This window comes from Micrococcus sp. 63XJN7_6_ISO-PGPR-S23-444, assembly GCF_058072765.1.
On record NZ_CM176516.1, the window covers coordinates 1762997 to 1789398 of the forward strand.

Genomic DNA, 26402 nt, shown 5'->3' on the forward strand with positions numbered 1-26402 from the left:
TCACGCACCTGCCTTCGCGCTCTTCTGGGCGCGATCGTTCTCCATGGTGCGCAGCATCGCATGGGGGGCGATCTCGTCCAGGGCCTTGCCGCGGCGGGCGGCGACGGCCTGGGGCTCTTCCAGCTTCTTGAGTGCGTCCACGGTGCCGCGCACGATGTTGATCGCGTTCACGGAGCCCATGGACTTGGACAGCACGTCGTGGATGCCGGCGCACTCGAGCACGGCGCGCACCGGACCGCCGGCGATCACGCCGGTACCCGGGGAGGCCGGGCGGAGCAGCACGACGCCGGCGGCGTCCTCACCCTGCACCAGGTGCGGGATGGTGGAGCCGACGCGGGGGACGCGGAAGAAGGACTTCTTGGCCTCCTCCACGGCCTTCTGGATCGCGGCGGGGACCTCCTTCGCCTTGCCGTAGCCGACGCCGACGGTGCCGTCGCCGTCACCCACCACCACGAGGGCGGTGAAGGAGAAGCGGCGGCCGCCCTTGACGACCTTGGAGACGCGGTTGATGCCCACGACGCGCTCGAGGAACTGGTCCTTCTCGTCGTCCTGGGCGCCACGACGGTTGCGGTCGTCGCGACGGCCGCCACGACGATCGCCGTCACGGCCACCGCGGCCGCCGTCGCGACCGCCGCGGCCACCGGTGGCGCGCTCGGTGGTCTGGCTCGCCGAGCCCGACCCGGTCTCGGAGACGGTGGTCTCGGTGCTCTCGGTCACCTGAGTGTCCTTCTGGTTGATGTTCTCGGTCACAGCTGCAGCCCACCCTCTCGCGCACCGTCGGCCACGGCCGCGACGCGCCCGTGGTACTTGTTGCCGCCGCGGTCGAAGACCACGGCCTCGATGCCGGCCGCCTTGGCACGCTCGGCGACGAGCTCGCCCACGCGCTTGGCCTTGGCCGTCTTGTCGCCCTCGAGCGCACGCACGTCGGCCTCCATGGTGGAGGCGTACGCGAGCGTGCGGCTCTGCGTGTCGTCCACGACCTGCACGAACATGTGCCGTGCAGAGCGGTTGACGACGAGGCGGGGACGGACGGTGGTGCCGGAGATCCGCTTGCGCACCCGGAGGTGGCGGCGGGTGCGGGCGTTGAACTTGCCCTTGCCCTTCACCTTCAGAGTAGACATCACTTACCTGCCTTTCCGGCCTTGCGGCGGATCTGCTCGCCCGCGTAGCGCACGCCCTTGCCCTTGTACGGGTCGGGGCGGCGCAGCTTGCGGATGTTGGCGGCGGTCTCGCCGACCTGCTGCTTGTCGATACCGGCGACGGTGACCTTGTTGCCCTCCACCGTGAAGGTGATGCCCTGGGGCGCCTTCACCGGGACGGGGTGGGAGTAGCCCAGGGCGAACTCGAGGTCCTGGCCCTTGGCCTGCACGCGGTAGCCGGTGCCGACGACCTCGAGCTGCTTGGAGAAGCCGTTGGTCACGCCCTCGACCATGTTGCTGATGAGGGTGCGGGTCAGACCGTGCAGGGAGCGGGACTCACGCTCGTCGTCGGGGCGGGCCACGGTGACCTGCCCCTCCTCGAGGGTGGCCGTGATGGGCGTGGGCAGCGAGTGCTCGAGCTGGCCCTTGGGGCCCTTCACGGAGACGCGGTCGCCGTCGATGGTCACATCGACGCCGGCGGGGATGGTGATCGGGAGACGTCCGATTCGAGACATGTCAGTTCAGCCTTTCTTCCGTCTTGCCCGTCACCAGACGTAGGCGAGGACTTCTCCGCCCACGCCCTTCTTGGCGGCCTGCTGGTTCGTGAGGAGACCAGAGGAGGTGGACAGGATGGCGATGCCGAGGCCGCCCAGCACGTGGGGCAGGTTCGTGGACTTCGCGTACACGCGCAGGCCCGGCTTGGAGATGCGGCGCAGGCCGGCGATCGCACGCTCACGCTGCGGGCCGAACTTCAGGTCGATGGTCAGCTTCTTGCCGACCTCGGCCTCCTCCTCGCGCCAGTCCTGGATGTAGCCCTCGGCCTTGAGGATCTCGGCGACGCGAGTCTTCAGCTTCGAGGACGGCATGGACACGGTGTCGTGGTAGGCCGAGTTTGCGTTGCGCAGACGGGTCAGCATGTCTGCGACGGGATCGGTCATGGTCATGTGGGCTTCACGCCCTTTCTCGCCGTGGTTTCCGCCACCGGTTCACCGGTGGAGGACCTGTGGCGTGGAGGTCTTACTGGTCGGTCTTGAACGGGAAGCCCAGCGCCTTGAGCAGCGCGCGGCCCTCGTCGTCGTTCTTGGCGGTCGTCACCACGGTGATGTCCATGCCGCGCACGCGGTCGATCTTGTCCTGATCGATCTCGTGGAACACGGTCTGCTCGGACAGGCCGAAGGTGTAGTTGCCGTTGCCGTCGAACTGGCGGTCGGACAGGCCGCGGAAGTCACGGATGCGCGGCAGCGCGAGCGTGACCAGGCGGTCCAGGAACTCCCACATGCGGTCGCCACGGAGCGTGGCGTGCGTGCCGATGGGCATGCCCTCACGCAGCTTGAACTGCGCGATGGACTTGCGGGCCTTGGTGATCATCGGCTTCTGGCCGGTGATGGCGGTGAGGTCGGCGACCGCGCCGTCGATGATCTTGGAGTCCTTGGCGGCCTCCCCGACGCCCATGTTGACGACGACCTTCACGAGACCCGGCACCTGCATGACGTTCCCGTACTGGAACTGCTCCTGCAGGGCGCCGCGGATCTCGTCGCGGTACTTGGTCTTCAGACGCGGGGTGACCTTCTCGGTCTGCTGCACCTCGGTCATCACAGCTCCTTCCCCGAGGCCTTGGCGAAGCGGACCTTCACGGTCTTGCTCACGCCGTCCTTCTCGACGGTCTCGAAGCGGTAGCCCACACGGGTCGGCTTCTTGGTCTCCGGGTCCACCACGGCCACGTTCGAGATGTGGATCGGGGCCTCGACGACCTGCAGGCCGCCCTCGGTGGAACCGTTGTTGTCCTGGCCGGCGCGCAGGTGCTTGGTCACGCGGTTCACGCCCTCGACGAGCACGCGCTCATCCGCCGGGAACACGCGCAGGACCTTGCCCTGCTTGCCCTTGTCCTTGCCACTGATGACCTGGACGAGGTCGTCCTTCTTGATCTTGGCCATGAGGTCAGATCACCTCCGGGGCGAGCGACACGATCTTCATGAACTTCTTGTCACGCAGCTCGCGACCCACGGGGCCGAAGATGCGCGTGCCACGGGGCTCGCCGTCGGTCTTCAGGATGACCGCCGCGTTCTCGTCGAACTTGATGTACGAGCCGTCGGGACGGCGGGACTGCTTGCGGGTGCGGACCACCACGGCCTTGACGACGTCGCCCTTCTTGACGTTGCCGCCGGGGATGGCGTCCTTCACGGTGGCGACGATGGTGTCGCCGATGCCTGCGTAGCGGCGTCCGGAACCGCCGAGAACACGGATGGTCAGGATTTCCTTCGCACCGGTGTTGTCGGCGACCTTGAGCCGCGACTCCTGCTGGATCACTTGTCTCTCCTAGCGTCGCGCCGGTTCTCCCCCACGATGGGCGAGCCTTGCGGAACGGTTGAACGGGCATCCCGGGACGCTTACCCCTCCCCCGAGGCGGGCCGCCCGCCGTCGTCCCCCGGCGACGCGTGTTCAGACAGCGTCGGGGAGGTCGAGAGCGGAGGGGCGCGCAGGGCAGGGCCGAGGCGGATCCGGGATCGGCGTGCGCGGCCCTCGGCACACAGGATGGATGGTCCTGCCAACGAGAGGGCGCACGAATATCAGAGTCTAACGCACAAGGCCGCCCCGTGCCAGTGCACGGGGCGGCCCTCTGCGTCGCCGGCCCTCAGGGGGCCGGGTCGATCACTTGGCGCGCTCGACGATCTCCACCAGACGCCACCGCTTGGAGGCGGACAGCGGGCGGGTCTCGGCGAGGCGGACGCGGTCGCCCACGCCGGCGGTGTTGTCCTCGTCGTGCGCCTTCACGCGCTTCGAGGTCTTCAGCACCTTGCCGTAGAGCGAGTGCTTCTTGCGGTCCTCGACCTCGACGACGATGGTCTTGTCCATCTTGTCGGAGACGACGATGCCACGGAGGGCCTTGCGGTAGCCGCGCTCCTCGGAGACGGCCGGGGTCTGCTCGGTCACTTGGCAGCCTCCTCGTTCTTCTCGGCCTGCGCCTCGGCGGCGACATCGCCGCGGATGCCCAGCTCGCGCTCGCGCAGGATCGTGTAGATGCGCGCGATGTCACGCTTGACGGCCTTCAGCCGGCTGGCGTTGTCCAGCTGACCGGTGGCGGCCTGGAAGCGCAGGTTGAACAGCTCCTCCTTGGAGGACTTCAGGGCCTCCAGCAGGCGGGCGTTGTCCATCCCGTCCAGGGACTCGACGTTCAGATCCTTGGTGCCGATCGCCATGGGATCACTCACCACCCTCTCGACGGATGATACGGGCCTTCAGCGGCAGCTTGTGGATGGCCAGGCGGAGCGCCTCGCGGGCGACGTCCTCCGTGACACCCGACAGCTCGAAGAGCACGCGTCCGGGCTTGACGTTGGCGACCCACCACTCCGGCGAGCCCTTGCCGGAGCCCATGCGGGTCTCGGCGGGCTTCTTGGTGAGCGGACGGTCCGGGTAGATGTTGATCCAGACCTTGCCGCCACGCTTGATGTAGCGGGTCATGGCGATACGGGCGGCCTCGATCTGACGGTTGGTCACATAGGCCGGCGTGAGCGCCTGGATGCCCCACTCGCCGAACGTCACGGTGGTGCCGCCCTTGGCGGCGCCGGAACGCTTGGGGTGGTGCTGCTTGCGGTGCTTGACGCGACGGGGGATCAGCATCAGGCGTTGCCTCCTTCAGCGGGAGCGGCGGCCGGGGTCTCGGCGCCGGCGCCGGCGTTCTCCTGGCGGGGAGCACGCTCGGCGCGATCGTTGCGACGACGACGCTCACCGCCGCCGCGGCGCTCGCCGCCACGGCCACGGCCGGAGGGCTGCGCGGCCTCCTTGGCCGCGAGCTCCTTGGCGGTCAGGTCGCCCTTGTAGATCCAGACCTTCACGCCGATGCGGCCGAAGGTGGTCTTGGCCTCGAACTTGCCGAAGTCGATGTTCGCGCGGAGGGTGTGCAGCGGCACGCGACCCTCGCGGTAGAACTCCGAGCGGCTCATCTCGGCGCCGCCGAGGCGGCCGGAGCACTGGATGCGGATGCCCTGCGCGCCGGCGCGCATGGCGGACTGGATCGCCTTCTTCATCGCGCGGCGGAACGCCACGCGCGAGGCGAGCTGCTCGGCCACACCCTGCGCCACCAGCTGGGCATCGGTCTCGGGGTTCTTGACCTCGAGGATGTTCAGCTGGATCTGCTTGCCGGTGAGCTTCTCGAGCTCACCGCGGATGCGGTCGGCCTCGGCGCCGCGGCGGCCGATCACGATGCCCGGACGCGCGGTGTGGATGTCCACGCGCACGCGGTCACGGGTGCGCTCGATCTCCACCTTGGAGATGCCGGCGCGCTCCATGCCGGTGGTCATCAGCTCGCGGATCTTGACGTCCTCCTTGAGGAAGTCAGCGTAGCGCTGGCCCTCCTTGTGGGAGTCCGCGAACCAGTGCGAGACGTGGTCGGTGGTGATGCCGAGGCGGAACCCGTTGGGGTTGATCTTCTGGCCCATTGTCAGTTCCCACCCTTCTCGTCCTTGGACGCGACGACCACGGTCACGTGGCTCGTGCGCTTGTTGATGCGGTACGCGCGGCCCTGAGCACGGGGCTGGAACCGCTTCATGGTCGGGCCCTCGTCCACGAAGGCCTCGGTGATGTAGAGGGCGTCCTCGTCGAAGGCCTGGCCCTCGCGGTCCGCCTTGACGCGGGCGTTCGCCACCGCGGAGGCCACCAGCTTGTACACCGGCTCCGAAGCGCCCTGCTGGGCGAACTTCAGGATGGCCAGTGCTTCGGTGGCCTGCTTGCCACGGACCAGGTCGACGACGCGCCGGGCCTTCATCGGCGTCACGCGCAGGTGGCGCGCAATTGCCTTGGCTTCCATTGCTTCTCTCTTTCGATTCTCGAGAAGGTCAAGCGTGCTGTGCCCTCAGGCTCAGCGGCGCTTGCCCTTCTTGTCGTCCTTCACGTGGCCGCGGTAGGTCCGGGTCGGGGCGAACTCGCCCAGCTTGTGACCCACCATGGACTCGGTGACGAACACCGGGACGTGCTTGCGTCCGTCGTGGACCGCGATGGTGTGACCCAGCATGTCCGGGATGATCATCGACCGGCGGGACCAGGTCTTGATGACGTTCTTGCTGCCCTTCTCGTTCTCGGCCAGAACCTTCAGGTAGAGGTGCTGATCGACGAAGGGGCCCTTCTTCAGGCTGCGAGGCATGTCTTCCCTGCTCCCTTATCGCTTGTTCTTGCCGGTACGACGGCGACGCACGATGAGCTTGTCGCTTTCCTTGTTCGGACGACGCGTGCGGCCCTCGGGCTTGCCGTTCCGGTTGACGGGGTGACGACCGCCGGAGGTCTTGCCCTCGCCACCGCCGTGCGGGTGGTCGACCGGGTTCATGACGACGCCGCGGACGGTCGGGCGGACGCCCTTCCAGCGCATGCGGCCGGCCTTGCCCCAGTTGATGTTCGACTGCTCGGCGTTGCCGACCTCGCCGATCGTGGCGCGGCAGCGCACGTCGACGTTGCGGATCTCACCGGAGGGCAGGCGCAGCTGGGCGTACTTGCCCTCGCGGGCGACCAGCTGCACGGACGCGCCGGCGGAGCGGGCCATCTTGGCGCCGCCGCCGGGGCGCAGCTCCACCGCGTGGATGGTGGTGCCCACGGGGATGTTGCGCATCGGCAGGTTGTTGCCGGGCTTGATGTCGGCGTTCGGGCCGGCCTCGACCACGTCGCCCTGCTTCAGCTTGGCCGGGGCCAGGATGTAGCGCTTGGCGCCGTCCGCGTAGTGCAGCAGCGCGATGCGGGCGGTGCGGTTCGGGTCGTACTCGATGTGCGCGACGGTGGCGGGCACGCCGTCCTTGTCGTGGCGACGGAAGTCGACCAGGCGGTACTGGCGCTTGTGGCCGCCGCCCTTGTGACGGGTGGTGATGCGACCGGTGTTGTTGCGGCCGCCGGTCTTGTGCAGCGGACGGAGAAGGGACTTCTCCGGCGTGGACCGGGTGATCTCTGCGAAGTCGGCCACGGACGAGCCACGCAGGCCCGGGGTGGTCGGCTTGTACTTACGGATAGCCATGTGTCAGTTCCTCGATTAAGTGGTCTCCGCACGCCGATCAGGCGAGCGGACCTCCGAAGATGTCGATGGTCCCGTCCTTGAGCGTGACGATGGCACGCTTGGTGGACTTGCGCTGGCCCCACCCGAAGCGGGTGCGACGGCGCTTGCCGGAACGGTTCAGGGTGTTGACCGAGGCCACGTCGACGTTGAAGATGCGCTCCACCGCCTGCTTGATCTCGGACTTGTTGGAGCGCGGGTCGACCAGGAAGGTGTACTTGCCCTCGTCGATCAGACCGTAGCTCTTCTCCGACACGACGGGAGCGATGATCACGTCGCGGGGATCCTTGTTGATGGAGCCGCTCACTGGGCATCCTCCTTCTTGGCGCCGGAAGCCTGGGCCACGTACGCCTCGTAGGCCGCCTGGGTGAACACGACGTCGTCGGAGACGAGCACGTCGTAGGTGTTCAGCTGGTCGGCGTACAGGGTGTGGACCGCGGGCAGGTTGCGGGCGGACAGGGCGGCGACGTCGTCGGCCCGGTCGATCACCAGCAGCACGTTCTTGCGGCCGGTGTTCAGGGACGCGAGGCCCGCCTTGGCGGCCTTGGTGGACGGGGTGGTCCCGGACACGAGGGCCTCGATGACGTGGACGCGGCCGTTGCGGGCGCGGTCCGACAGGGCACCGCGCAGGGCGGCGGCCTTCATCTTCTTGGGGGTGCGCTGCGAGTAGTCACGCGGGGTCGGGCCGTGGACGACGCCACCACCGGTCATGTGCGGGGCGCGGATGGAGCCCTGACGTGCGCGGCCGGTGCCCTTCTGCTTGAACGGCTTGCGACCGGCACCGGACACCTCGCCGCGGCGCTTCGTCTTGTGCGTGCCCTGACGGGCGGCGGCGAGCTGGGCGACGACGACCTGGTGCATGAGCGGCACGTTGGACTGCACGTCGAAGAGCTCGGCGGGCAGATCGACCTGGACGGTCTTCACGGAGTTCTCAGCCATGGTCTCAGGCTCCCTTCACGGCGCTGCGGACGAGCACGACCTGGCCCTTGGAGCCGGGCACCGCGCCCTTGATCAGCAGGAGGTTGTTCTCCACGTCGATGCCGTGGAGGGTCAGGTTCATGGTGGTCTGGCGCACGGCGCCCATGCGACCGGGCATGCGCTGGCCCTTGAACACGCGGCCGGGGGTGGACGCGCCGCCCACGGAGCCGGGCTTGCGGTGGTTCTTGTGCTGGCCGTGCGAGGCGCCCACACCGGCGAAGCCGTGGCGCTTCATGGCGCCGGCGAAGCCCTTGCCCTTGGTGGTGCCCACGACGTCGACCTTCTGGCCGGCCTCGAAGACCTCCACGGTCACGTCCTGGCCGAGCGAGTACTCGGCGGCGTCGGCGGTGCGCAGCTCGACGAGGTGGCGACGCGGGGTCACGCCGGCCTTCTCGAAGTGACCGGCCAGGGGCTTGGTCACGCGGCGGGGATCGATCTGGCCGTAGGCGATCTGCACGGCGGTGTAGCCGTCGGTCTCCTCGGAGCGCAGCTGGGTGACGACGTTCGGGTCTGCCTTGACCACGGTCACAGGGATGAGCTTGTTGTCCTCATCCCAGACCTGGGTCATGCCGAGCTTCGTGCCCAGCAGGCCCTTGATGTTCTGGGTGTTGGTCATAGTCTCTCAGCACCTCCCTCTCAGAGCTTGATCTCGATGTTGACGTCCGCGGGCAGGTCCAGTCGCATGAGCGAGTCGACGGCCTTCGGGGTCGGGTCGATGATGTCGATGAGCCGCTTGTGGGTGCGCATCTCGAAATGCTCGCGGCTGTCCTTGTACTTGTGGGGAGAACGGATAACGCAGTACACGTTCTTCTCCGTCGGCAGCGGCACGGGGCCGACCACCGTCGCGCCTGCGCGCGTGACCGTGTCAACGATCTTGCGGGCCGAGACGTCGATGACCTCGTGGTCGTACGACTTCAGCCGGATGCGGATCTTCTGTCCCGCCATGGCGTCACGCCTCTCTCGTCGGGTGTGCTGTTCCTGTCCCTGTGCGGCGGATCGTGCCCGCCTTCTTGTCCTCCACCCGCGCGGGGCGAATCCGGTCGGACCGGGTTCCTCGCCGCCGCCGGACTCCGGTCCACGCGGTCGGGCGTGTCGCATTCCTGGGAGGGCACACGCCTGTGGCGGGTCGGAGTGGTGACGTCACATCTGGGCCGAGCTGCCGCCGCGAGACACACGACGACAGCGCAATGGCGCTTGAGCAACCGAATCAGTATAGACAGAAGCGGGCCCAGTCCGCCAATCGGCGGGCCGGGCCCGGCGGTCCCCCGGGCTCAGCGGCCCCACTCGGTGGGCGGGCCGGCATTGAGCAGCAGGGTGAAGACGACGGCGACCACGGCGACCGCCAGGAGCGCGCTGACCACCGGATGGCGCAGCACCACGACGAGAAGCCGTTCGAGGGGCCCCCGCTCCCCCGGCGCGCGGTCCACGACCTGCCACCGCGACGCCGGCTCGCCGCGCCGCCGCTGGGCCCGCTCGAACGGGACCGTCATGAACGGGACGATCGTCGAACCGAGGCCGAGGAGTCCGCGGGCCACGGGCCACCGCCCATCGATCCACACGGCGACCGTCACCACGAGGTAGCAGAGGAACACGAAGCCGTGGACGCCGCCGGCGATCGGCACCATCCGCTCCGTGACTCCGCCGTACTTGAGGCCCATGGCGATCAGCAGACCGGCCCAGGTGAACATCTCGGCCATCGCCGTGACGGCGAAGAGGCGGCGCGGGCCGGGCAGGCTCATCGCTCCAGCTCCCCGCCGCGGTTCGCGCGCCGGATGCGCCGGGCACGGTCGATCTCGGGACGGAAGGTCCGCAGCGCCCAGCGCACGGCCACGACGGCCACGGCGAGCACCACGATGAGGATGAGCAGTTCAGGCATGCTCCCCAGCCTAGCCGCCGCCGCCGCGCCGTCGTCGGACACGGCGACGCCCCCGCCTCCGGGGGACCCGGAGACGGGGGCGTCGCGCGTCAGCGGCTCAACGGAGCCACGAGACGGGATGCGTCAGATCACTTGGTGATCTTGGTGACGCGGCCGGAGCCCACGGTGCGGCCACCCTCGCGGATGGCGAAGCCGAGGCCCTCCTCCATGGCGATCGGCTGGATGAGCTCGACCGACATCTCGGTGGTGTCGCCGGGCATGACCATCTCGGTGCCCTCGGGCAGCGTGATGACGCCGGTGACGTCGGTGGTGCGGAAGTAGAACTGCGGGCGGTAGTTCGAGTAGAACGGGTTGTGACGGCCACCCTCGTCCTTGGACAGGATGTAGACGTTCGCCTCGAAGTTGGTGTGCGGGGTGATGGAGCCCGGCTCCACCACGACCTGGCCGCGCTCCACGTCGTCGCGCTTCAGGCCGCGCAGCAGCAGACCGCAGTTCTCGCCGGCCCAGGCCTCGTCGAGCTGCTTGTGGAACATCTCGATGCCGGTGACGGTGGTCTTCTGCACGTCGCGGATGCCGACGATCTCGACCTCGGAGTTGATCTTCAGGGTGCCGCGCTCGGCGCGACCGGTCACCACGGTGCCACGACCGGTGATGGTGAAGACGTCCTCGATCGGCATCAGGAACGGCTTGTCCTTGTCGCGGACCGGGTCCGGGATGAACTCGTCCACGGCCTCCATGAGGTCCTCGACGGACTTGACCCACTGGGGGTCGCCCTCGAGGGCCTTCAGACCGGAGGTGCGGATGACCGGGGCCTCGTCGCCGTCGAAGTCCTGGGAGGACAGCAGCTCGCGGACCTCCATCTCGACGAGCTCGAGGAGCTCCTCGTCCTCGACCATGTCCGACTTGTTCAGGGCCACGAGCAGGGCCGGCACGCCGACCTGGCGGGCCAGGAGCACGTGCTCACGGGTCTGGGCCATCGGGCCGTCGGTGGCGGCGACCACGAGGATCGCGCCGTCCATCTGAGCGGCGCCGGTGATCATGTTCTTGATGTAGTCGGCGTGACCGGGGGCGTCCACGTGGGCGTAGTGACGCTTCTCGGTCTGGTACTCCACGTGGGAGATGTTGATGGTGATGCCGCGCTGACGCTCCTCGGGGGCGGAGTCGATCGTCGCGAAGTCACGGGCCTCGTTCAGGTCCGGGTACTTGTCGTACAGGACCTTCGAGATGGCGGCGGTCAGCGTGGTCTTGCCGTGGTCAACGTGGCCGATGGTGCCGATGTTGACGTGCGGCTTCGTCCGCTCGAACTTTGCCTTTGCCACTAGTTCCTCCTAAGAACTGGTTCATCGTCAAGAAGACTGCTCAGCCGCCTGCGACGTGCTGACAACTTGACTGAGTCTACTCGGATGGTGCGGGGTTGGGGAAATCCCGGCCTCACGAGGGCCAGTCCGGTTCCAGGCCGTCGGGACCGCCGGAAGCGGACCGGACCTGACCCGTCCTGATCGCGGACCGCCGCGCCGGGGAGGGCGGTCCGGTCGCCCCGGGCCGGCCGCGGCTGCGGCGGCCGACCCGGGGCAGGTCGTTCAGAGCAGGTGACCTGCGGTCACTCGCCCTGGGACTTCTGGATGATCTCGTCCGCCACGGCCTTGGGGACCTCGGCGTAGGAGTGGAAGGTCATCGAGTACACCGCGCGGCCCTGCGTCTTGGAGCGCAGGTCGCCGATGTAGCCGAACATCTCCGACAGCGGCACGAGGGCGTTGACCACCTTCACGCCGGTGGCGTCCTCCATGGACTGGATCTGGCCGCGGCGGGAGTTCAGGTCGCCGATGACGTCGCCCATGAACTCCTCGGGGGTGCGGACCTCCACGGCCATCAGCGGCTCGAGGATGATCGGGTTGGCCTTGCGGACACCCTCCTTGAAGGCCTGGGAGCCGGCGATCTTGAACGCCATCTCCGAGGAGTCGACGTCGTGGTACGCGCCGTCGAGCAGGGTGGCCTTCACGCCGACCATCGGGTAGCCGGCCAGCACGCCGAACTGCATGGCGTCCTGGATGCCCGCGTCCACCGAGGGGATGTACTCGCGGGGCACGCGACCGCCGGTGACGGCGTTCTCGAACTCGTAGACCTCGCCCTCGGCGGTGTCCAGGGGCTCGAAGGACAGCTGCACCTTGGCGAACTGGCCGGAGCCGCCGGTCTGCTTCTTGTGCGTGTAGTCGACCTTGTCGACCTTGCGCTTGATGGTCTCGCGGTACGCGACCTGGGGCTTGCCCACGTTGGCCTCGACCTTGAACTCGCGCTTCATACGGTCCACGAACACGTCCAGGTGGAGCTCGCCCATGCCGCCGATCTCGGTCTGGCCGGTCTCCTCGTTGAGGTTCACGCGGAACGTGGGGTCCTCGGCGACGAGCTTCTGGATGGCGGTGGAGAGCTTCTCCTGGTCACCCTTGGTCTTCGGCTCGATGGCCACGGAGATCACGGGCTCCGGGAAGGTCATCGACTCGAGGATGATCGGGTTCGCGGGATCGCACAGGGTGTCGCCCGTGGTGGTGTCCTTGAGGCCGATCACGGCGTAGATGTGGCCGGCGACCACCTCGTCCACCGGGTTCTCCTTGTTGGCGTGCATCTGGAACAGCTTGCCGATGCGCTCCTTCTTGCCCTTGGTGGCGTTGAGGATCTGCGCACCGGACTCCAGGCGGCCGGAGTACACGCGGATGAAGGTCAGCGTGCCGAAGAAGGGGTGCGTGGCGATCTTGAAGGCGAGCGCCGAGAACGGGGCCTCCTTCGACGCCTCGCGCTCCAGCACCTCCTCCTCGTCGTTCACGGCGTGGCCCTTGACGGAGCCGGCGTCCAGCGGGTTCGGCAGGTAGGCGACCACGGCGTCCAGCATCGGCTGCACGCCACGGTTCTTGAACGCGGAGCCGCAGAACACCGGGTAGGCCTCGGCGTTCACGGTCAGCTGGCGCACGCCGGCCTGGATCTCCTCGACGGTGAGCTCCTCGCCCTCGAGGTACTTCTCCATGAGCTCCTCGGAGGTCTCGGCGACGGCCTCGACGAGCTCGTTGCGGTACTCCTCGGCCTTCTCCTGGAGCTCGGCGGGGATCTCGCGGGTCTCATAGGAGGCGCCCATGGTGACGTCGCCCTTGGCGTCACCCGGCCACACGAAGGCCTTCATGGAGAGCAGGTCGACGACGCCCACGAAGTCGTTCTCGGCGCCGATCGGCAGCTGCATCACGAGCGGACGCGCGCCGAGGCGCTTCACGATGGTGTCGACGGTGAAGTAGAAGTCCGCGCCCAGCTTGTCCATCTTGTTGACGAAGCAGATGCGCGGGACGTTGTACTTGTCCGCCTGGCGCCACACGGTCTCCGACTGGGGCTCCACGCCCTCCTTGCCGTCGAACACGGCGACGGCGCCGTCGAGCACGCGCAGCGAGCGCTCCACCTCGACCGTGAAGTCCACGTGGCCGGGGGTGTCGATGATGTTGATCTGGTGGTCGTTCCAGAAGCAGGTCACCGCGGCGGAGGTGATGGTGATGCCGCGCTCCTTCTCCTGCTCCATCCAGTCCGTCGTCGCGCCGCCGTCGTGGGTCTCGCCCAGCTTGTGGTTGACACCCGTGTAGAACAGGATGCGCTCGGTGGTGGTGGTCTTGCCGGCATCGATGTGGGCCATGATGCCGATGTTGCGGACCTTGTGCAGGTCGGTCAGCACGTCCTGTGCCACGGTGTCTCCCTTGGTCGGGTGGAATGGGGGGGCTCGTGAGGTGGATGCGGTGGGTGGCCCGTCCGAGAGGACGCACCTGCGGCCCGAGGCGCGGATCGCGCGCCCCGGGCCACACGGATCACCAGCGGTAGTGGGCGAAGGCCTTGTTGGCCTCGGCCATCTTGTGGGTGTCCTCGCGACGCTTCACGGCGCCGCCCAGGCCGTTCGAGGCGTCCAGGATCTCGTTCATCAGACGCTCGGTCATGGTCTTCTCACGGCGGGCCTTGGAGAAGCCGACCAGCCAGCGCAGGGCCAGGGCCGTGGAGCGGCCCGGCTTGACCTCGACGGGCACCTGGTAGGTGGCGCCGCCGACGCGGCGGGAGCGCACCTCGAGGGCCGGCTTGATGTTGTCCATGGCCTTCTTGAGGGTGGCCACGGGATCGGCGCCGTTCTTGGCACGGGCGCCCTCGAGCGCGCCGTACACGATGCGCTCGGCGGTGGACTTCTTGCCGTCGACGAGCACCTTGTTGATCAGCTGCGTGACCAGCGGGGAGCCGTAGACGGGATCGACGACGAGGGGGCGCTTCGGCGCAGGACCCTTACGAGGCATTACTTCTTCTCCTTCTTGGCGCCGTAGCGGGAGCGGGCCTGGCCGCGGTTCTTCACGCCCTGGGTGTCGAGGGCGCCGCGCACGATCTTGTAGCGCACGCCGGGCAGGTCCTTCACACGACCGCCGCGGACGAGCACGATCGAATGCTCCTGCAGGTTGTGGCCCTCGCCGGGGATGTAGGCCGTGACCTCGATGCCGCCGTTCAGGCGCACACGGGCGACCTTGCGCAGCGCCGAGTTCGGCTTCTTGGGCGTGGTGGTGTACACACGGGTGCACACGCCACGACGCATGGGGTTCCCCTGCAGGGCAGGGGCCTTCGTATTGACGACCTTGGGTGAGCGGCCCTTGCGGACCAGCTGCTGAATCGTAGGCACTCTTCAGCCTTCCTGTGTTTCGGTGATCGCTGACGTGATCGACCGGCGCCCGGGGCGCCGGCTGCTCGTTCCTCTGCTCTGCCTCTCCCTGTGGGGGCTCGCAACGAGCAGACGTCCGCAGGCGTGCAAAAGTGTGGCATCTGCCGCGCAATGACCCCGCGACCCGGACAGCGTCCAATTTGCCACACGAAAAACAATCCTTGACAGCATAGCACGCCCCGGCGCCGTCGACGAGCCGGCCCCGCACGCCAAGGGGCCCGCCGCTCCCCCGCGTGAGCGGCGGAACGGCGGGCCCCCTGGGGGACGGGGATCAGGCGCGGAAGTCGCCCCCGCGGTCGTAGTCGTCCAACGAGACGGCGTGGAAGTCGTTCTCGCCGAGCGACTGGTCCAGACCCGGGTAGTCGAAGTCCGCGAAGCCGGCCGGCGAGGCGAACAGGTTGGCCTTCGCCTCCTCCGTCGGCTCCACGACGGTCTTCGTGTAGCGGTCCAGGCCCGTGCCGGCCGGGATCAGCTTGCCGATGATCACGTTCTCCTTCAGGCCCAGCAGCGGGTCGGACTTGCCCTCCATGGCCGCCTGCGTCAGGACGCGGGTCGTCTCCTGGAAGGACGCGGCCGACAGCCACGAGTCCGTGGCCAGCGAGGCCTTCGTGATGCCCATCAGCTCGTCGCGGCCGGAGGCCGGCTGGCGGCCCTCAGCGACGGCGGCGCGGTTGGCGGCCACGAAGCGCGCCCGGTCCGTGAGCTCGCCCGGCAGCAGGTCGGTGTCACCGGACTCGATGACGGTGATGCGACGCAGCATCTGCCGGACGATGACCTCCACGTGCTTGTCGTGGATGCCCACGCCCTGGGACTGGTACACGTTCTGCACCTCGTCCACGAGGAACCGCTGCGCGGCCCGCGGGCCGAGCACGCGCAGGACCTGCTTCGGGTCCACGGCGCCGGCCACGAGCTGCGTGCCCACCGGCACGTGCTCGCCGTCGGCCACGAGGATGCGCGCACGGCGCAGCACCGGGTAGGCGATCTCCTCGGAGCCGTCGTCCGGCGTGAGCAGCAGGCGCACGGACGCCTCGGTGTCCTCGATGGTCACGCGGCCGGCGACCTCGGAGATCGGGGCCACGCCCTTCGGGGTGCGGGCCTCGAAGAGCTCCTGGATGCGGGGCAGACCCTGCGTGATGTCGTCGGCCGAGGCCACACCGCCGGTGTGGAACGTGCGCATGGTGAGCTGGGTGCCCGGCTCACCGATCGACTGGGCCGCGATGATGCCGACGGCCTCGCCGATGTCCACCAGCTGGCCGGTGGCCATGGAGCGGCCGTAGCACTTCGCGCAGGTGCCCACGGCGGACTCGCAGGTCAGGACCGAGCGGACCTTGATCTCCGTGACGCCGGCGGCCACCAGCTCGCCGATCAGCACGTCGCCCACGTCCGCACCGGCCGAGGCCAGCACCGTGCCGTCCTCGCCCGTGACGTCCTGGGCCAGCGTGCGGGCGAAGGCCGAGTTCTCGACCTGCTCGTGGGCCACCAGCTCGCCGTCGGCGTTCGGGGCGGCGATCGTGACGGACAGGCCGCGCTCGGTGCCGCAGTCGTCCTCGCGGACGATGACGTCCTGGGACACATCGACGAGACGACGGGTCAGGTAGCCCGAGTTCGCGGTCTTCAGCGCGGTGTCCGCGAGGCCCTTGCGGGCGCCGTGGGTGGCGGAGAAGTACTCGAGCACGGACAGGCCCTCGCGGTACGAGGACTTGATCGGACGCGGGATGATCTCACCCTTCGGGTTGGCCACGAGGCCGCGGATGCCCGCGATCTGGCGCACCTGGAGCCAGTTGCCTCGCGCACCGGAGGACACCATGCGGTTGATGGTGTTGAGCTCCGGCAGGCCGTCCTTCATGGCCGCGGCGACCTCGTCGGTGGCCTTGTTCCAGATGTCGATCAGCTCGGAGCGACGCTCGTCGTCCGCGATCAGGCCCTTGTCGTACTGCTGCTGCACGCGCTGGGCCTGCTCCTCGTAGCCCTCCATGATGGCGGCCTTGTCGAAGTCGGAGGTGATGTCCGAGATCGCCACGGTCACACCCGACCAGGTGCCCCAGTGGAAGCCGGCGTCCTTGAGGTTGTCCAGCGTCTGCGCGGTGACGACCATCGGGTAGCGCTCGGCCAGGTCGTTGACCAGCTGACCGAGGGTGCCCTTGGTCGCCTGCTTGTCCAGCCACGGGTAGTCGTCCGGCAGCAGCTCGTTGAACAGCACCTTGCCCAGGGTGGTCTCGATGAGGGCGATCTCGCCCTCGGACCAGCCCTCGGGGGCCGGCACGTCCGCCGACGGCACGAAGCCCTCGACGCCGATCCGCGCGGGCGCGTTCAGGTGCAGGTCGCCGCCGTCGAACGCCATGATGGCCTCGCCGACGGTCGCGTACAGGTTGCCCGCGCCGACCTCGTCCGGACGCACCGTGGTGAGGTGGTTCAGTCCGATGATCATGTCCTGGGCCGGCACGGCGACCGCACGGCCGTCCGAGGGCTTCAGGATGTTGTGGCTCGAGAGCATGAGCAGGCGCGCCTCGGCCTGGGCCTCCGGCGACAGGGGCAGGTGGACCGCCATCTGGTCGCCGTCGAAGTCCGCGTTGAACGCGGAGCAGACCAGCGGGTGCAGCTGCAGGGCCTTGCCTTCCACGAGCTGCGGCTCGAAGGCCTGGATGCCCAGACGGTGCAGGGTGGGGGCGCGGTTCAGCAGGACCGGGTGCTCGGTGATGACCTCCTCGAGCACGTCCCAGACCTGCGGACGGAAGCGCTCCACCATGCGCTTGGCGGACTTGATGTTCTGCGCGTGGTTCAGGTCCACGAGACGCTTCATCACGAACGGCTTGAACAGCTCCAGCGCCATCTGCTTCGGCAGGCCGCACTGGTGCAGCTTGAGCTGGGGACCCACCACGATGACCGAGCGGCCCGAGTAGTCCACGCGCTTGCCGAGCAGGTTCTGACGGAACCGGCCCTGCTTGCCCTTGAGCATGTCGGAGAGTGACTTGAGCGGGCGGTTGCCCGGGCCGGTCACCGGCCGGCCGCGGCGGCCGTTGTCGAACAGCGAGTCCACGGCCTCCTGCAGCATGCGCTTCTCGTTGTTGACGATGATCTCGGGCGCGCCGAGGTCGAGCAGCCGCTTCAGGCGGTTGTTGCGGTTGATCACGCGACGGTACAGGTCGTTGAGGTCGGAGGTCGCGAAGCGGCCGCCGTCCAGCTGCACCATCGGACGCAGCTCCGGCGGGATCACCGGGACGGCGTCCAGGACCATGCCCTCGGGCGAGTTGTCCGTGGTCAGGAACGCGTTGACGACCTTCAGGCGCTTCAGGGCGCGGGTCTTGCGCTGGCCCTTGCCCGTCTTGATGGTCTCACGCAGCATCTCGGACTCGGCCTCGAGGTCGAAGGTCTGCAGGCGACGCTGGATCGCCTCCGCGCCCATCGAGCCCTCGAAGTACTGGCCGTACTTGTCCCGCATGGCGCGGTACAGACCCTCGTCGCCCTCGAGGTCGGCGACCTTGAGGTTCTTGAAGCGGTCCCAGACCTGCTCCTTGCGGTCCAGGTCCGCGTCCGCGCGCTTGCGGATCTGCGCCATGGTCTTGTCCGCGGCGTCGCGGGCCTTCTTCTTCTCGGCGGCCTTGGCGCCCTCGGACTCCAGCTTGGCCAGGTCCTTCTCGAGGTCGGCGGCCACCGCGGCGATGTCGGAGTCACGCTGGTCGGCCAGGACACGGGTCTCCTGGTCGTACTCGGCCTGGAGGTTGGCCAGGTCGCGGTGCCGGGCCTCCTCGTCCACCGAGGTGATCATGTACGCCGCGAAGTAGATGACCTTCTCGAGGTCCTTCGGCGCCAGGTCCAGCAGGTAGCCCAGGCGCGAGGGCACGCCCTTGAAGTACCAGATGTGGGTGACCGGCGCGGCCAGCTCGATGTGGCCCATGCGGTCGCGGCGCACCTTCGAGCGGGTCACCTCGACGCCGCAGCGCTCGCAGATGATGCCCTTGAAGCGCACGCGCTTGTACTTGCCGCACGCGCACTCCCAGTCACGGGTGGGGCCGAAGATCTTCTCGCAGAAGAGTCCGTCCTTCTCCGGCTTCAGGGTGCGGTAGTTGATGGTCTCCGGCTTCTTGACCTCGCCGTAGGACCAGCGGCGGATGTCCTCCGCCGTGGCCAGGCCGATGCGCATCAGGCCGAAAGAGTTGTCAGTGGACATGCTGTTCACGCTCATGCTCCGGTGAACTCCCTTGGTTCAGTGGTTCTCAGGTGACGTCTTGTGGATGCGGGATCGGGCCCGGCTCAGACTTCCTCCACCGAGCTGGGCTCGGCGTGGGAGAGGTCGATGCCCAGCTCCTCGGCGGCGCGGTAGACCTCGTCCTCCGCGTCGCGCATCTCGATGGCCTGGCCGTCGGCGGAGAGGACCTCCACGTTCAGGCAGAGGGACTGCATCTCCTTGATGAGCACCTTGAAGGACTCGGGAACACCCGGCTCCGGGATGTTCTCGCCCTTGACGATGGCCTCGTAGACCTTCACGCGGCCGTGGATGTCGTCGGACTTGATGGTCAGCAGCTCCTGGAGGGTGAACGCCGCGCCGTACGCCTCGAGCGCCCACACCTCCATCTCGCCGAAGCGCTGGCCGCCGAACTGGGCCTTACCGCCCAGCGGCTGCTGCGTGATCATCGAGTACGGGCCCGTGGAACGGGCGTGGATCTTGTCGTCCACCAGGTGGTGCAGCTTGAGCATGTACATGTAGCCCACGGACACCGGGTCCGGGAACGGCTCGCCGGTGCGGCCGTCGAACAGCTGCGCCTTGCCGCTGTCGCTCATGAGACGGTCGCCGTCGCGGGTCACGTTCACGTGGCCGAGCAGGCCCGTGATCTCGTACGCCTCGGCGCCGTCGAACACCGGGGTGGCCACGTTGACCGGACCGGACTGCCGCGGGAAGTTCGGCAGGTCCTTGATCCACTCCGGCTCGCCCTGGATGTCCCAGCCGCGCGAGGCGGCCCAGCCCAGGTGCAGCTCCATGACCTGGCCGAGGTTCATGCGGCCGGGGACGCCGAGCGGGTTCAGCACGATGTCCACCGGGGTGCCGTCCGCCAGGAACGGCATGTCCTCGAGCGGCAGGATCTTCGAGATGACGCCCTTGTTGCCGTGGCGGCCGGCCATCTTGTCGCCGTCGGTGATCTTGCGCTTCTGCGCCACGTAGACGCGCACCAGCTGGTTCACGCCCGGGGGCAGGTCGTCGTCCTCGTCGCGGTCGAAGATGCGCACGCCGATGACGGTGCCGGACTCGCCGTGCGGCACCTTCAGGGACGTGTCGCGGACCTCGCGGGACTTCTCGCCGAAGATCGCGCGCAGCAGGCGCTCCTCCGGGGTCAGCTCGGTCTCGCCCTTCGGGGTCACGCGGCCGACCAGGATGTCGCCGGCCTCCACCTCGGCGCCGATGTGGATGATGCCGCGCTCGTCGAGCTGCGAGAGCACCTCCTCGGACACGTTGGGGATGTCGCGCGTGATCTCCTCGGCGCCCAGCTTGGTGTCGCGGGCGTCGACCTCGTGCTCCTCGATGTGGATCGAGGTGAGGACGTCCTCCGAGACCATGCGCTGGGACAGGATGATCGCGTCCTCGTAGTTCAGGCCCTCCCAGGGCATGAACGCGACGAGGAGGTTCTTGCCGAGCGCGAGCTCGCCGTTGTCCGTGGCGGGACCGTCGGCGATGATGCTCAGCGGCTCCACCCGCTCGCCCTCGGAGACGCGCACCCGCTGGTTGTAGGCGTTGCCCTGGTTCGAGCGGGCGAACTTCATGATCGGGTAGTGCGTGGTGGTGCCGTCGTCGTTCATGACGGTCACCAGGTCCGCGGCCACCTCGGTCACGACGCCGCCCTGGGTGGCCGTCACGGAGTCGCCCGCGTCCACGGCCACGTACTTCTCCATGCCGGTGCCCACGTAGGGGGCCTCGGAGCGGAGCAGCGGCACGGCCTGACGCTGCATGTTCGCGCCCATGAGCGCGCGGTTGGCGTCGTCGTGCTCGAGGAACGGGATCAGGGCGGTGGCCGCCGACACCATCTGGCGCGGGGACACGTCCATGTAGTCGATCTCGTCCACGGTCGAGAGCACGGGCTCGCCGTCGCCGCCGCGCTGGCGGCAGAGCACGAGCTCCTCCTCGAACCGGCCGTCCTCATCCACCGGGGCGTTCGCCTGGGCGATCTGGAAGGCCAGCTCGTCGTCGGCGGTCAGGTAGTCCACGGTGTCCGTGACCCGGCCGTCGACCACGCGGCGGTACGGGGTCTCGATGAAGCCGAAGGAGTTGATCCGGCCGAAGGTCGCCAGCGACCCGATGAGGCCGATGTTCGGGCCTTCCGGGGTCTCGATGGGGCACATGCGGCCGTAGTGCGACGGGTGGACGTCACGGACCTCCATGCCGGCACGGTCGCGGGACAGGCCGCCCGGGCCGAGCGCGGACAGGCGACGCTTGTGCGTCAGGCCGGCCAGCGGGTTGTTCTGGTCCATGAACTGGGACAGCTGCGAGGTGCCGAAGAACTCCTTGATCGCCGCCACCACGGGGCGGATGTTGATCAGGGTCTGCGGGGTGATCGCCTCGACGTCCTGGGTGGTCATGCGCTCGCGCACGACGCGCTCCATGCGGGACAGGCCGGTGCGGATCTGGTTCTCGATCAGCTCGCCCACCGCACGGATGCGACGGTTGCCGAAGTGGTCGATGTCGTCGATCTCCACGCGCACATCCACCGGCTCGCCGTCGCGCGTGCCCTTGATGACGGTCTCGCCGGCGTGCAGCGCGGCGATGAAGTGCACCATCTGGACGATGTCGTCCTCGGTGAGCACAGACGCGTTGGGGTCGCCGAGGTGCACGTCCACGCCGAGCTTGCGGTTGAGCTTGTAGCGGCCCACCTTGGCGAGGTCGTAGCGCTTCGGGGTGAAGTACAGGTTGTTCAGCAGCGTCTGCGCGGCGTCGACGGCGGCCGGCTCGCCCGGGCGCAGCTTGCGGTAGATGTCGAGCAGGGCCTCGTCCTGGTCCGCGGTGCCGTCCTTCTCGAGGGTGGCGCGGATGGAGTCGTAGTGGCCGAACTCCTCCAGGATGCGGGACTCGGTCCAGCCCATGGCCTTGAGCAGCACCGTCACGGGCTGCTTGCGCTTGCGGTCGAGGCGGACGCCGACCTGGTCACGCTTGTCCACCTCGAGCTCGAACCAGGCGCCGCGCGAGGGGATGATCTTCGCGGAGAAGATCTCCTTGTCCGAGGTCTTGTCCGGGGTGCGCTCGAAGTAGGCGCCCGGGGAGCGGACCAGCTGGGAGACGACGACGCGCTCGGTGCCGTTGATGATGAACGTGCCGTTGCGGGTCATCAGCGGGAAGTCGCCCATGAAGACGGTCTGCTGCTTGATCTCGCCGGTCGTGTTGTTCATGAACTCGGCCTTGACGTACAGCGGGGCGGAGAAGGTCGCGTCGCGATCCTTGCACTCCTCCTCCGTCATCTTCGCGTCGGCGAACTCGGGCTCGGCGAAGGACAGGGACATGGTGCCCTGGAAGTCCTCGATCGGGGAGATCTCCTCGAAGATGTCCGTCAGTCCCGAGGTGACGGGCACGGAGTGGTCGTCGGCGGCCAGGGCGGCGTCCACGCGCGCGGCCCACCGCTCATTGCCGATCAGGCGGTCGAACGACTCGGTCTGCAGCGCCAGCAGGTCCGGCACGTCCAGCGGCTCGGAGATCTTGGCGAAGGAGACGCGTCCGGCGGAGGCGCCGGATCGCGGGGAGACGGTAGCGGTTTCGTTGGAGGTGCTCGAGGCGACCACGTAGGATCCTTCCACAGGCCTTCTGGGTTCCGTTCGCTCCCCTGCCGCGAGACGGCGGCGCCGGCCCACCGCTATATGAAGGCCGTGCGGAACCGTGCGGGCCACGGCGGGACGCGAGGTCCTGCGGGCGGCACGGAACAGGGGAGATGCAAAGATCCATCCTATCCGCGCCCGTCGCCCCTGTCCAGCCGGGGGTGCGTGACCCGGGACGCCACGAGGCCCCCGGTCCGCAGCGCGGGTCCGGGGGCCTCGTGAGGAGGCGTGATGCGGCTCAGGCCGCGATCATCACTTGAGGGTGACGGTGGCGCCGGCGCCCTCGAGCTGCTCCTTGGCCTTCTCGGCGGTCTCCTTGTTGACGCCCTCGAGGATGGGCTTGGGAGCGCCGTCCACCAGGTCCTTGGCCTCCTTCAGGCCGAGGGAGGTGAGGGCGCGCACCTCCTTGATGACGCCGATCTTCTTGTCGCCGGCGGCCTCGAGGACGACGTCGAACTCGTCCTTCTCCTCGGCGGCGGCGGCCTCGGCACCGCCGGCGGCACCGCCGGCGGCGGCCACGGCCACGGGGGCGGCGGCGGTGACGTCGAACTTCTCCTCGAACGCCTTGATGAACTCGGACAGCTCGATGAGGGTCAGCTCCTCGAACGCGGCGAGCAGCTCTTCGGTGGTCAGCTTGGCCATGATGGCTCCTTTACGGGTACGTCTTGACTACGTGTGAAGTGGTGGGCCGTGCAGCCCGGGGCGGACTGCTCAGGCAGCCTCGCCCTGCGCGGCGCGCAGCGCCTCGACCGTGCGGACGGTCTTGGACAGCGGCGCCTGGAACAGGGCGGCAGCCTTGGACATGCTGCCCTTCATCGCGCCGGCGAACTTGGCCAGCAGCACCTCGCGGGACTCGAGGTCCGCGAGCTTCTTGATGCCGGCCTCGTCCAGGGGCTGGCCATCCATGTAGCCGCCCTTGAGCACGAGCTTCTCGTGATCCTTGGCAAAGTCACGCAGGGCCTTCGCGACGTTGACCGGGTCCCCGGTCACGAACGCGATCGCGGTGGGACCGGACAGGTGAGCCTCGAGGCCCTCCAGACCGGCGTCCTTGGCCGCGATCTCGGCCAGCGTGTTCTTCGCCACGGCGTAGGTCGCGTCCTGACGGATGGAGTCGCGCAGCTGCTTGAGCTCCGTCACCGTCAGGCCACGGTATTCCGTCAGAACAGCGGCGCTGGACTCACGGAACAGGTCCGTGAGCTCAGCCACCGCCGACTCCTTCGCGGACGTCGCCATGGCACTCCTCTCGATGATGCGTGGGAACCGCCACCCCGAGACGAGAAAGCGCCCCGTGCAGATGCACGGGGCGCAGCAGGAGCATCGACGCGGCCGGACCCGGAGGGTCGACGTGCGGATGCGAGCGTGGCTCACGTTCACCTGCGCGGGCCGTCTCCGTCAGGGAGATCCTTCGGTGGGCTCTGCCCGGAGGCAGGGCACCACGACCGGCGGTCTTCGGTAGGCACCAGCGTACACGTCCGGGGCGGGCCCGCAAAATCGACCCGGGACGACGCCGGCCGGTCGTCCCCGCTGCGGGGACGACCGGCCGACGTCGTGGGCCCCGATCACCGGGGCCGCGTGGCTCAGAGCTCGGAGGAGTCCACCGAGGTCACGTTCGGGTCCATGGGCACGCCCGGGCCGAAGGTGGTGGCCACGGTGGCCTTGGAGATGAAGCGGCCCTTGGAGGAGGACGGCTTCAGACGCAGGACCTCCTCGAGGGCTGCGGCGTAGTTCTCCACCAGGGCCTTGGCCTCGAAGGAGGTCTTGCCGATGATGAAGTGCAGGTTGGAGTGCTTGTCGACGCGGAAGTCGATCTTGCCGCCCTTGATGTCGGCCACGGCCTTGGCCACGTCCGGGGTCACGGTGCCGGTCTTGGGGTTCGGCATCAGGTTGCGGGGGCCGAGCACCTTGCCCAGACGGCCGACCTTGCCCATGAGCTCCGGGGAGGCCACGGCGGCGTCGAAGTCCACCCAGCCCTCGGAGATCCGGGCGATCAGGTCGTCGTCGCCCACGACGTCCGCGCCGGCGGCGCGGGCGGCCTCGGCGCGGTCACCGGTGGCGAACACGACGACGCGGGCGGTCTTGCCGGTGCCGTGGGGCAGGCTCACGGAGCCGCGGACCATCTGGTCGGCCTTGCGGGGGTCGACCGAGAGGCGGAGGGCCACCTCCACGGTGGCGTCGGTCTTGGAGGGGTTGGTCTCCTTGGCGAGGCGGATCGCCTCCACCGGCGAGTACAGATCCTCGCCGATCGCGGCCTTGGCCGCCTTGTATGCCTTGCTGCGCTGTGCCATCTGCGTTCTTCTCCTTGTGCAGTCGTGGTCTGCGGGCCGCGCTCGGCCCTGCCACTGGAAGGGGGTGGGGGTGGGCGTCAGCCCTCGACGGTGATGCCCATCGAGCGGGCGGTGCCCGCGATGATCTTGGCGGCGGCCTGGACGTCGTTGGCGTTCAGGTCCTCCATCTTGGTCTGGGCGATCTCCTCGCACTGGGCCTGGGTCAGCGTGCCGACCTTGGCCGTGTGCGGGGTGGCGGAGCCCTTGGCGACGCCGGCGGCCTTCTTGATGAGCTCGGCGGCCGGCGGGGTCTTGGTCACGAAGGTGAACGAGCGGTCCTCGTACACGGTGATCTCGACCGGGACCACGTTGCCGCGCTGCGACTCGGTGGCGGCGTTGTACGCCTTGCAGAACTCCATGATGTTCACGCCGTGCTGGCCCAGGGCGGGGCCGATGGGCGGGGCCGGGTTGGCGGCGCCGGCCTGGATCTGAAGCTTGATCAGACCGGTGACCTTCTTCTTGGGAGCCATGAGTGGATCCTTCTCTCACTGGGGGACCCTCGGCGCAGGAGCGCACCGGGGGCGGTGGCCGCCGTGGCGCGGCGGCCGGTGCCGCGTCCGGGCCGGCAGGCGGCCGGCCCGGTGCGGAAGCGTCGGGTGTCCTCAGATGGCCTTGGTCACCTGGTTGAAGGACAGCGTCACGGGGGTCTCGCGCTCGAAGATCGAGACGAGCACCACGAGCTGCTGGGCCTCCGGCTTGATCTCGGAGATCGTGGCCGGGAGGGTCTCGAACGGGCCGTCGTTGACGGTGACCGACTCGCCGACCTCGAAGTCCACGTGGATCGCGGGGGCGGCGGGCGCGCCGGACTCGGCCGCGGCGGGGACGGCCAGGCCGGCCTTCTCGGCGGCGCGGGCGGCCTCCTGGATCACGGACGGGGCGAGCATGTCGTACACCTCGTCCAGGCTGAGCGGCTGCGGGTGGTGGGCGTCGTTGCCCACGAAGCCCGTGACGCCCGGGGTGTGCCGTACGACGCCCCACGAGGCGTCGTCGAGGTCCATGCGGACGAGCACGTAGCCCGGGATGCGCACGCGCGAGACGATCTTGCGCGTGGTGTTCTTGATCTCCACGACCTCCTCCATGGGGACCTCGATCTCGTAGATCGAGTCCTCCATGTCCTGGGTCAGGATGCGGGCCTCGAGGTTCGTCTTCACGCGCTTCTCGTAGCCGGCGTAGGTGTGGACGACGTACCAGTCGCCGGGCTGGCGGCGCAGGCGGGTGCGCAGCTCCTCGGCGGGGTCCACGGCGGGCTCGTCGTCGGACTGCTCCTCGACGGGGGTCGGTGCGTCCTCGCCCTCGGCGACGGCCAGGTCGGCCTCCTGCACGGTGGCCTCGGCGGTCTCGTCACCGCTGCCGGCGACCTCGTCCAGGGCGTCCTCGACGGGCGTGCCGGCGTCCTGCGCGGTCTCGGCGGTCTCCTCGGCCACGGCGTCCTCCGACATCGGGACGGACTCCTCGGCGGGCTGACGATCCAGTTCCTGCTCGGACACGGTTCCTGCTTTCTGCTGACGGACGGCGGGCCCTGCCGTCGGGGAGGGCCCTCACGGGCGTG

31 protein-coding genes are annotated in these 26402 nt (G+C 68.7%); all 31 read right to left on the reverse strand.

From position 1 onward, the window contains the following. Positions 1-750, reverse strand: coding sequence for a 30S ribosomal protein S5 (rpsE, locus tag AC3RJ9_RS08045; protein WP_002857500.1), 750 nt, complete (start codon positions 748-750; stop codon positions 1-3). After that, the gene (rplR, locus tag AC3RJ9_RS08050; RefSeq protein ID WP_002857498.1) at positions 747-1121 is read right to left on the reverse strand and encodes a 50S ribosomal protein L18; all 375 of its coding nucleotides are present in this window, start codon (positions 1119-1121) and stop codon (positions 747-749) included. Before rplR ends, rpsE begins: the two co-directional genes overlap by 4 nt. Further along, positions 1121-1654: a 50S ribosomal protein L6 gene (gene rplF / locus AC3RJ9_RS08055; protein WP_036381545.1), complete on the reverse strand. Its 534-nt coding sequence runs from the start codon at positions 1652-1654 to the stop codon at positions 1121-1123. The genes rplR and rplF overlap by 1 nt, the downstream gene beginning before the upstream one ends. A gap of 30 nt (positions 1655-1684) precedes the next feature. Beyond that, entirely contained in the window at positions 1685-2083 is a 399-nt protein-coding gene (rpsH, locus tag AC3RJ9_RS08060) for a 30S ribosomal protein S8 (RefSeq protein WP_002857494.1), read from the reverse strand. Positions 2084-2156: 73 nt separating this feature from the next. Continuing rightward, on the reverse strand, positions 2157-2732 hold the full coding sequence (gene rplE / locus AC3RJ9_RS08065) for a 50S ribosomal protein L5 (protein WP_036317773.1): 576 nt from the start codon (positions 2730-2732) through the stop codon (positions 2157-2159). Beyond that, a complete protein-coding gene (rplX, locus tag AC3RJ9_RS08070; RefSeq protein WP_036317770.1) occupies positions 2732-3073 on the reverse strand; it encodes a 50S ribosomal protein L24 in 342 nt (113 codons plus the stop codon). The genes rplE and rplX overlap by 1 nt, the downstream gene beginning before the upstream one ends. Before the next feature lie 4 nt (positions 3074-3077). Then, positions 3078-3446 carry a 50S ribosomal protein L14 gene (rplN, locus tag AC3RJ9_RS08075; protein WP_002857487.1) on the reverse strand — a complete coding sequence of 123 codons (369 nt, stop codon included), beginning with the start codon at positions 3444-3446 and terminating at the stop codon, positions 3078-3080. 342 nt (positions 3447-3788) lie between these two features. Next, positions 3789-4070 carry a 30S ribosomal protein S17 gene (gene rpsQ, locus AC3RJ9_RS08080; RefSeq protein WP_036317768.1) on the reverse strand — a complete coding sequence of 94 codons (282 nt, stop codon included), beginning with the start codon at positions 4068-4070 and terminating at the stop codon, positions 3789-3791. After that, positions 4067-4336, reverse strand: coding sequence for a 50S ribosomal protein L29 (gene rpmC, locus AC3RJ9_RS08085; protein ID WP_036317766.1), 270 nt, complete (start codon positions 4334-4336; stop codon positions 4067-4069). Before rpmC ends, rpsQ begins: the two co-directional genes overlap by 4 nt. Before the next feature lie 4 nt (positions 4337-4340). Further along, a complete protein-coding gene (gene rplP, locus AC3RJ9_RS08090; RefSeq protein ID WP_036317764.1) occupies positions 4341-4757 on the reverse strand; it encodes a 50S ribosomal protein L16 in 417 nt (138 codons plus the stop codon). Then, on the reverse strand, positions 4757-5575 hold the full coding sequence (gene rpsC / locus AC3RJ9_RS08095) for a 30S ribosomal protein S3 (RefSeq protein WP_002857479.1): 819 nt from the start codon (positions 5573-5575) through the stop codon (positions 4757-4759). Before rpsC ends, rplP begins: the two co-directional genes overlap by 1 nt. 2 nt (positions 5576-5577) lie before the next feature. After that, a complete protein-coding gene (gene rplV / locus AC3RJ9_RS08100; protein WP_017487837.1) occupies positions 5578-5943 on the reverse strand; it encodes a 50S ribosomal protein L22 in 366 nt (121 codons plus the stop codon). A 51-nt stretch (positions 5944-5994) separates the two neighbouring features. Next, the gene (rpsS, locus tag AC3RJ9_RS08105; RefSeq protein ID WP_002857475.1) at positions 5995-6276 is read right to left on the reverse strand and encodes a 30S ribosomal protein S19; all 282 of its coding nucleotides are present in this window, start codon (positions 6274-6276) and stop codon (positions 5995-5997) included. Positions 6277-6291: 15 nt separating this feature from the next. Continuing rightward, positions 6292-7131, reverse strand: a complete 840-nt coding sequence (rplB, locus tag AC3RJ9_RS08110; RefSeq protein ID WP_010080386.1) for a 50S ribosomal protein L2 — start codon at positions 7129-7131, stop codon at positions 6292-6294. Between the two features lie 37 nt (positions 7132-7168). Then, positions 7169-7474 (reverse strand): 50S ribosomal protein L23, encoded by a 306-nt coding sequence (gene rplW / locus AC3RJ9_RS08115; protein ID WP_002857471.1) that lies wholly within the window; start codon positions 7472-7474, stop codon positions 7169-7171. After that, complete coding sequence (gene rplD, locus AC3RJ9_RS08120) at positions 7471-8106, reverse strand: 50S ribosomal protein L4 (RefSeq protein ID WP_041103272.1); 636 nt, start codon at positions 8104-8106, stop codon at positions 7471-7473. Before rplD ends, rplW begins: the two co-directional genes overlap by 4 nt. A gap of 4 nt (positions 8107-8110) precedes the next feature. Next, entirely contained in the window at positions 8111-8761 is a 651-nt protein-coding gene (rplC, locus tag AC3RJ9_RS08125; RefSeq protein ID WP_036317759.1) for a 50S ribosomal protein L3, read from the reverse strand. A 20-nt stretch (positions 8762-8781) separates the two neighbouring features. Continuing rightward, positions 8782-9090 (reverse strand): 30S ribosomal protein S10, encoded by a 309-nt coding sequence (gene rpsJ / locus AC3RJ9_RS08130; RefSeq protein WP_002857463.1) that lies wholly within the window; start codon positions 9088-9090, stop codon positions 8782-8784. A gap of 326 nt (positions 9091-9416) precedes the next feature. Beyond that, a complete protein-coding gene (locus AC3RJ9_RS08135; protein ID WP_041103558.1) occupies positions 9417-9884 on the reverse strand; it encodes a DUF3817 domain-containing protein in 468 nt (155 codons plus the stop codon). Then, positions 9881-10021, reverse strand: a complete 141-nt coding sequence (locus AC3RJ9_RS08140) for a hypothetical protein (RefSeq protein ID WP_162833779.1) — start codon at positions 10019-10021, stop codon at positions 9881-9883. Before AC3RJ9_RS08140 ends, AC3RJ9_RS08135 begins: the two co-directional genes overlap by 4 nt. Positions 10022-10149: 128 nt before the next feature. Next, positions 10150-11340 carry an elongation factor Tu gene (gene tuf / locus AC3RJ9_RS08145; protein ID WP_036317754.1) on the reverse strand — a complete coding sequence of 397 codons (1191 nt, stop codon included), beginning with the start codon at positions 11338-11340 and terminating at the stop codon, positions 10150-10152. Between the two features lie 281 nt (positions 11341-11621). Then, positions 11622-13736, reverse strand: a complete 2115-nt coding sequence (gene fusA / locus AC3RJ9_RS08150; protein ID WP_036381535.1) for an elongation factor G — start codon at positions 13734-13736, stop codon at positions 11622-11624. A gap of 118 nt (positions 13737-13854) precedes the next feature. Then, positions 13855-14325, reverse strand: coding sequence for a 30S ribosomal protein S7 (rpsG, locus tag AC3RJ9_RS08155; protein ID WP_010080379.1), 471 nt, complete (start codon positions 14323-14325; stop codon positions 13855-13857). After that, positions 14325-14699: a 30S ribosomal protein S12 gene (gene rpsL, locus AC3RJ9_RS08160; RefSeq protein ID WP_002854787.1), complete on the reverse strand. Its 375-nt coding sequence runs from the start codon at positions 14697-14699 to the stop codon at positions 14325-14327. The genes rpsG and rpsL overlap by 1 nt, the downstream gene beginning before the upstream one ends. 310 nt (positions 14700-15009) lie before the next feature. Further along, positions 15010-18906 (reverse strand): DNA-directed RNA polymerase subunit beta', encoded by a 3897-nt coding sequence (locus AC3RJ9_RS08165; RefSeq protein ID WP_036317751.1) that lies wholly within the window; start codon positions 18904-18906, stop codon positions 15010-15012. 83 nt (positions 18907-18989) lie between these two features. Then, on the reverse strand, positions 18990-22496 hold the full coding sequence (rpoB, locus tag AC3RJ9_RS08170) for a DNA-directed RNA polymerase subunit beta (RefSeq protein ID WP_036381530.1): 3507 nt from the start codon (positions 22494-22496) through the stop codon (positions 18990-18992). 285 nt (positions 22497-22781) lie between these two features. Further along, positions 22782-23171, reverse strand: a complete 390-nt coding sequence (rplL, locus tag AC3RJ9_RS08175) for a 50S ribosomal protein L7/L12 (protein WP_036317747.1) — start codon at positions 23169-23171, stop codon at positions 22782-22784. 69 nt (positions 23172-23240) lie between these two features. Next, a complete protein-coding gene (gene rplJ, locus AC3RJ9_RS08180) occupies positions 23241-23762 on the reverse strand; it encodes a 50S ribosomal protein L10 (RefSeq protein WP_002854782.1) in 522 nt (173 codons plus the stop codon). 344 nt (positions 23763-24106) lie between these two features. Continuing rightward, complete coding sequence (rplA, locus tag AC3RJ9_RS08185) at positions 24107-24814, reverse strand: 50S ribosomal protein L1 (RefSeq protein WP_123243875.1); 708 nt, start codon at positions 24812-24814, stop codon at positions 24107-24109. A 77-nt stretch (positions 24815-24891) separates the two neighbouring features. Then, on the reverse strand, positions 24892-25323 hold the full coding sequence (gene rplK / locus AC3RJ9_RS08190; RefSeq protein WP_010080374.1) for a 50S ribosomal protein L11: 432 nt from the start codon (positions 25321-25323) through the stop codon (positions 24892-24894). 132 nt (positions 25324-25455) lie between these two features. Then, positions 25456-26340: a transcription termination/antitermination protein NusG gene (nusG, locus tag AC3RJ9_RS08195; protein ID WP_036317744.1), complete on the reverse strand. Its 885-nt coding sequence runs from the start codon at positions 26338-26340 to the stop codon at positions 25456-25458. Positions 26341-26402: the final 62 nt, after the last annotated feature.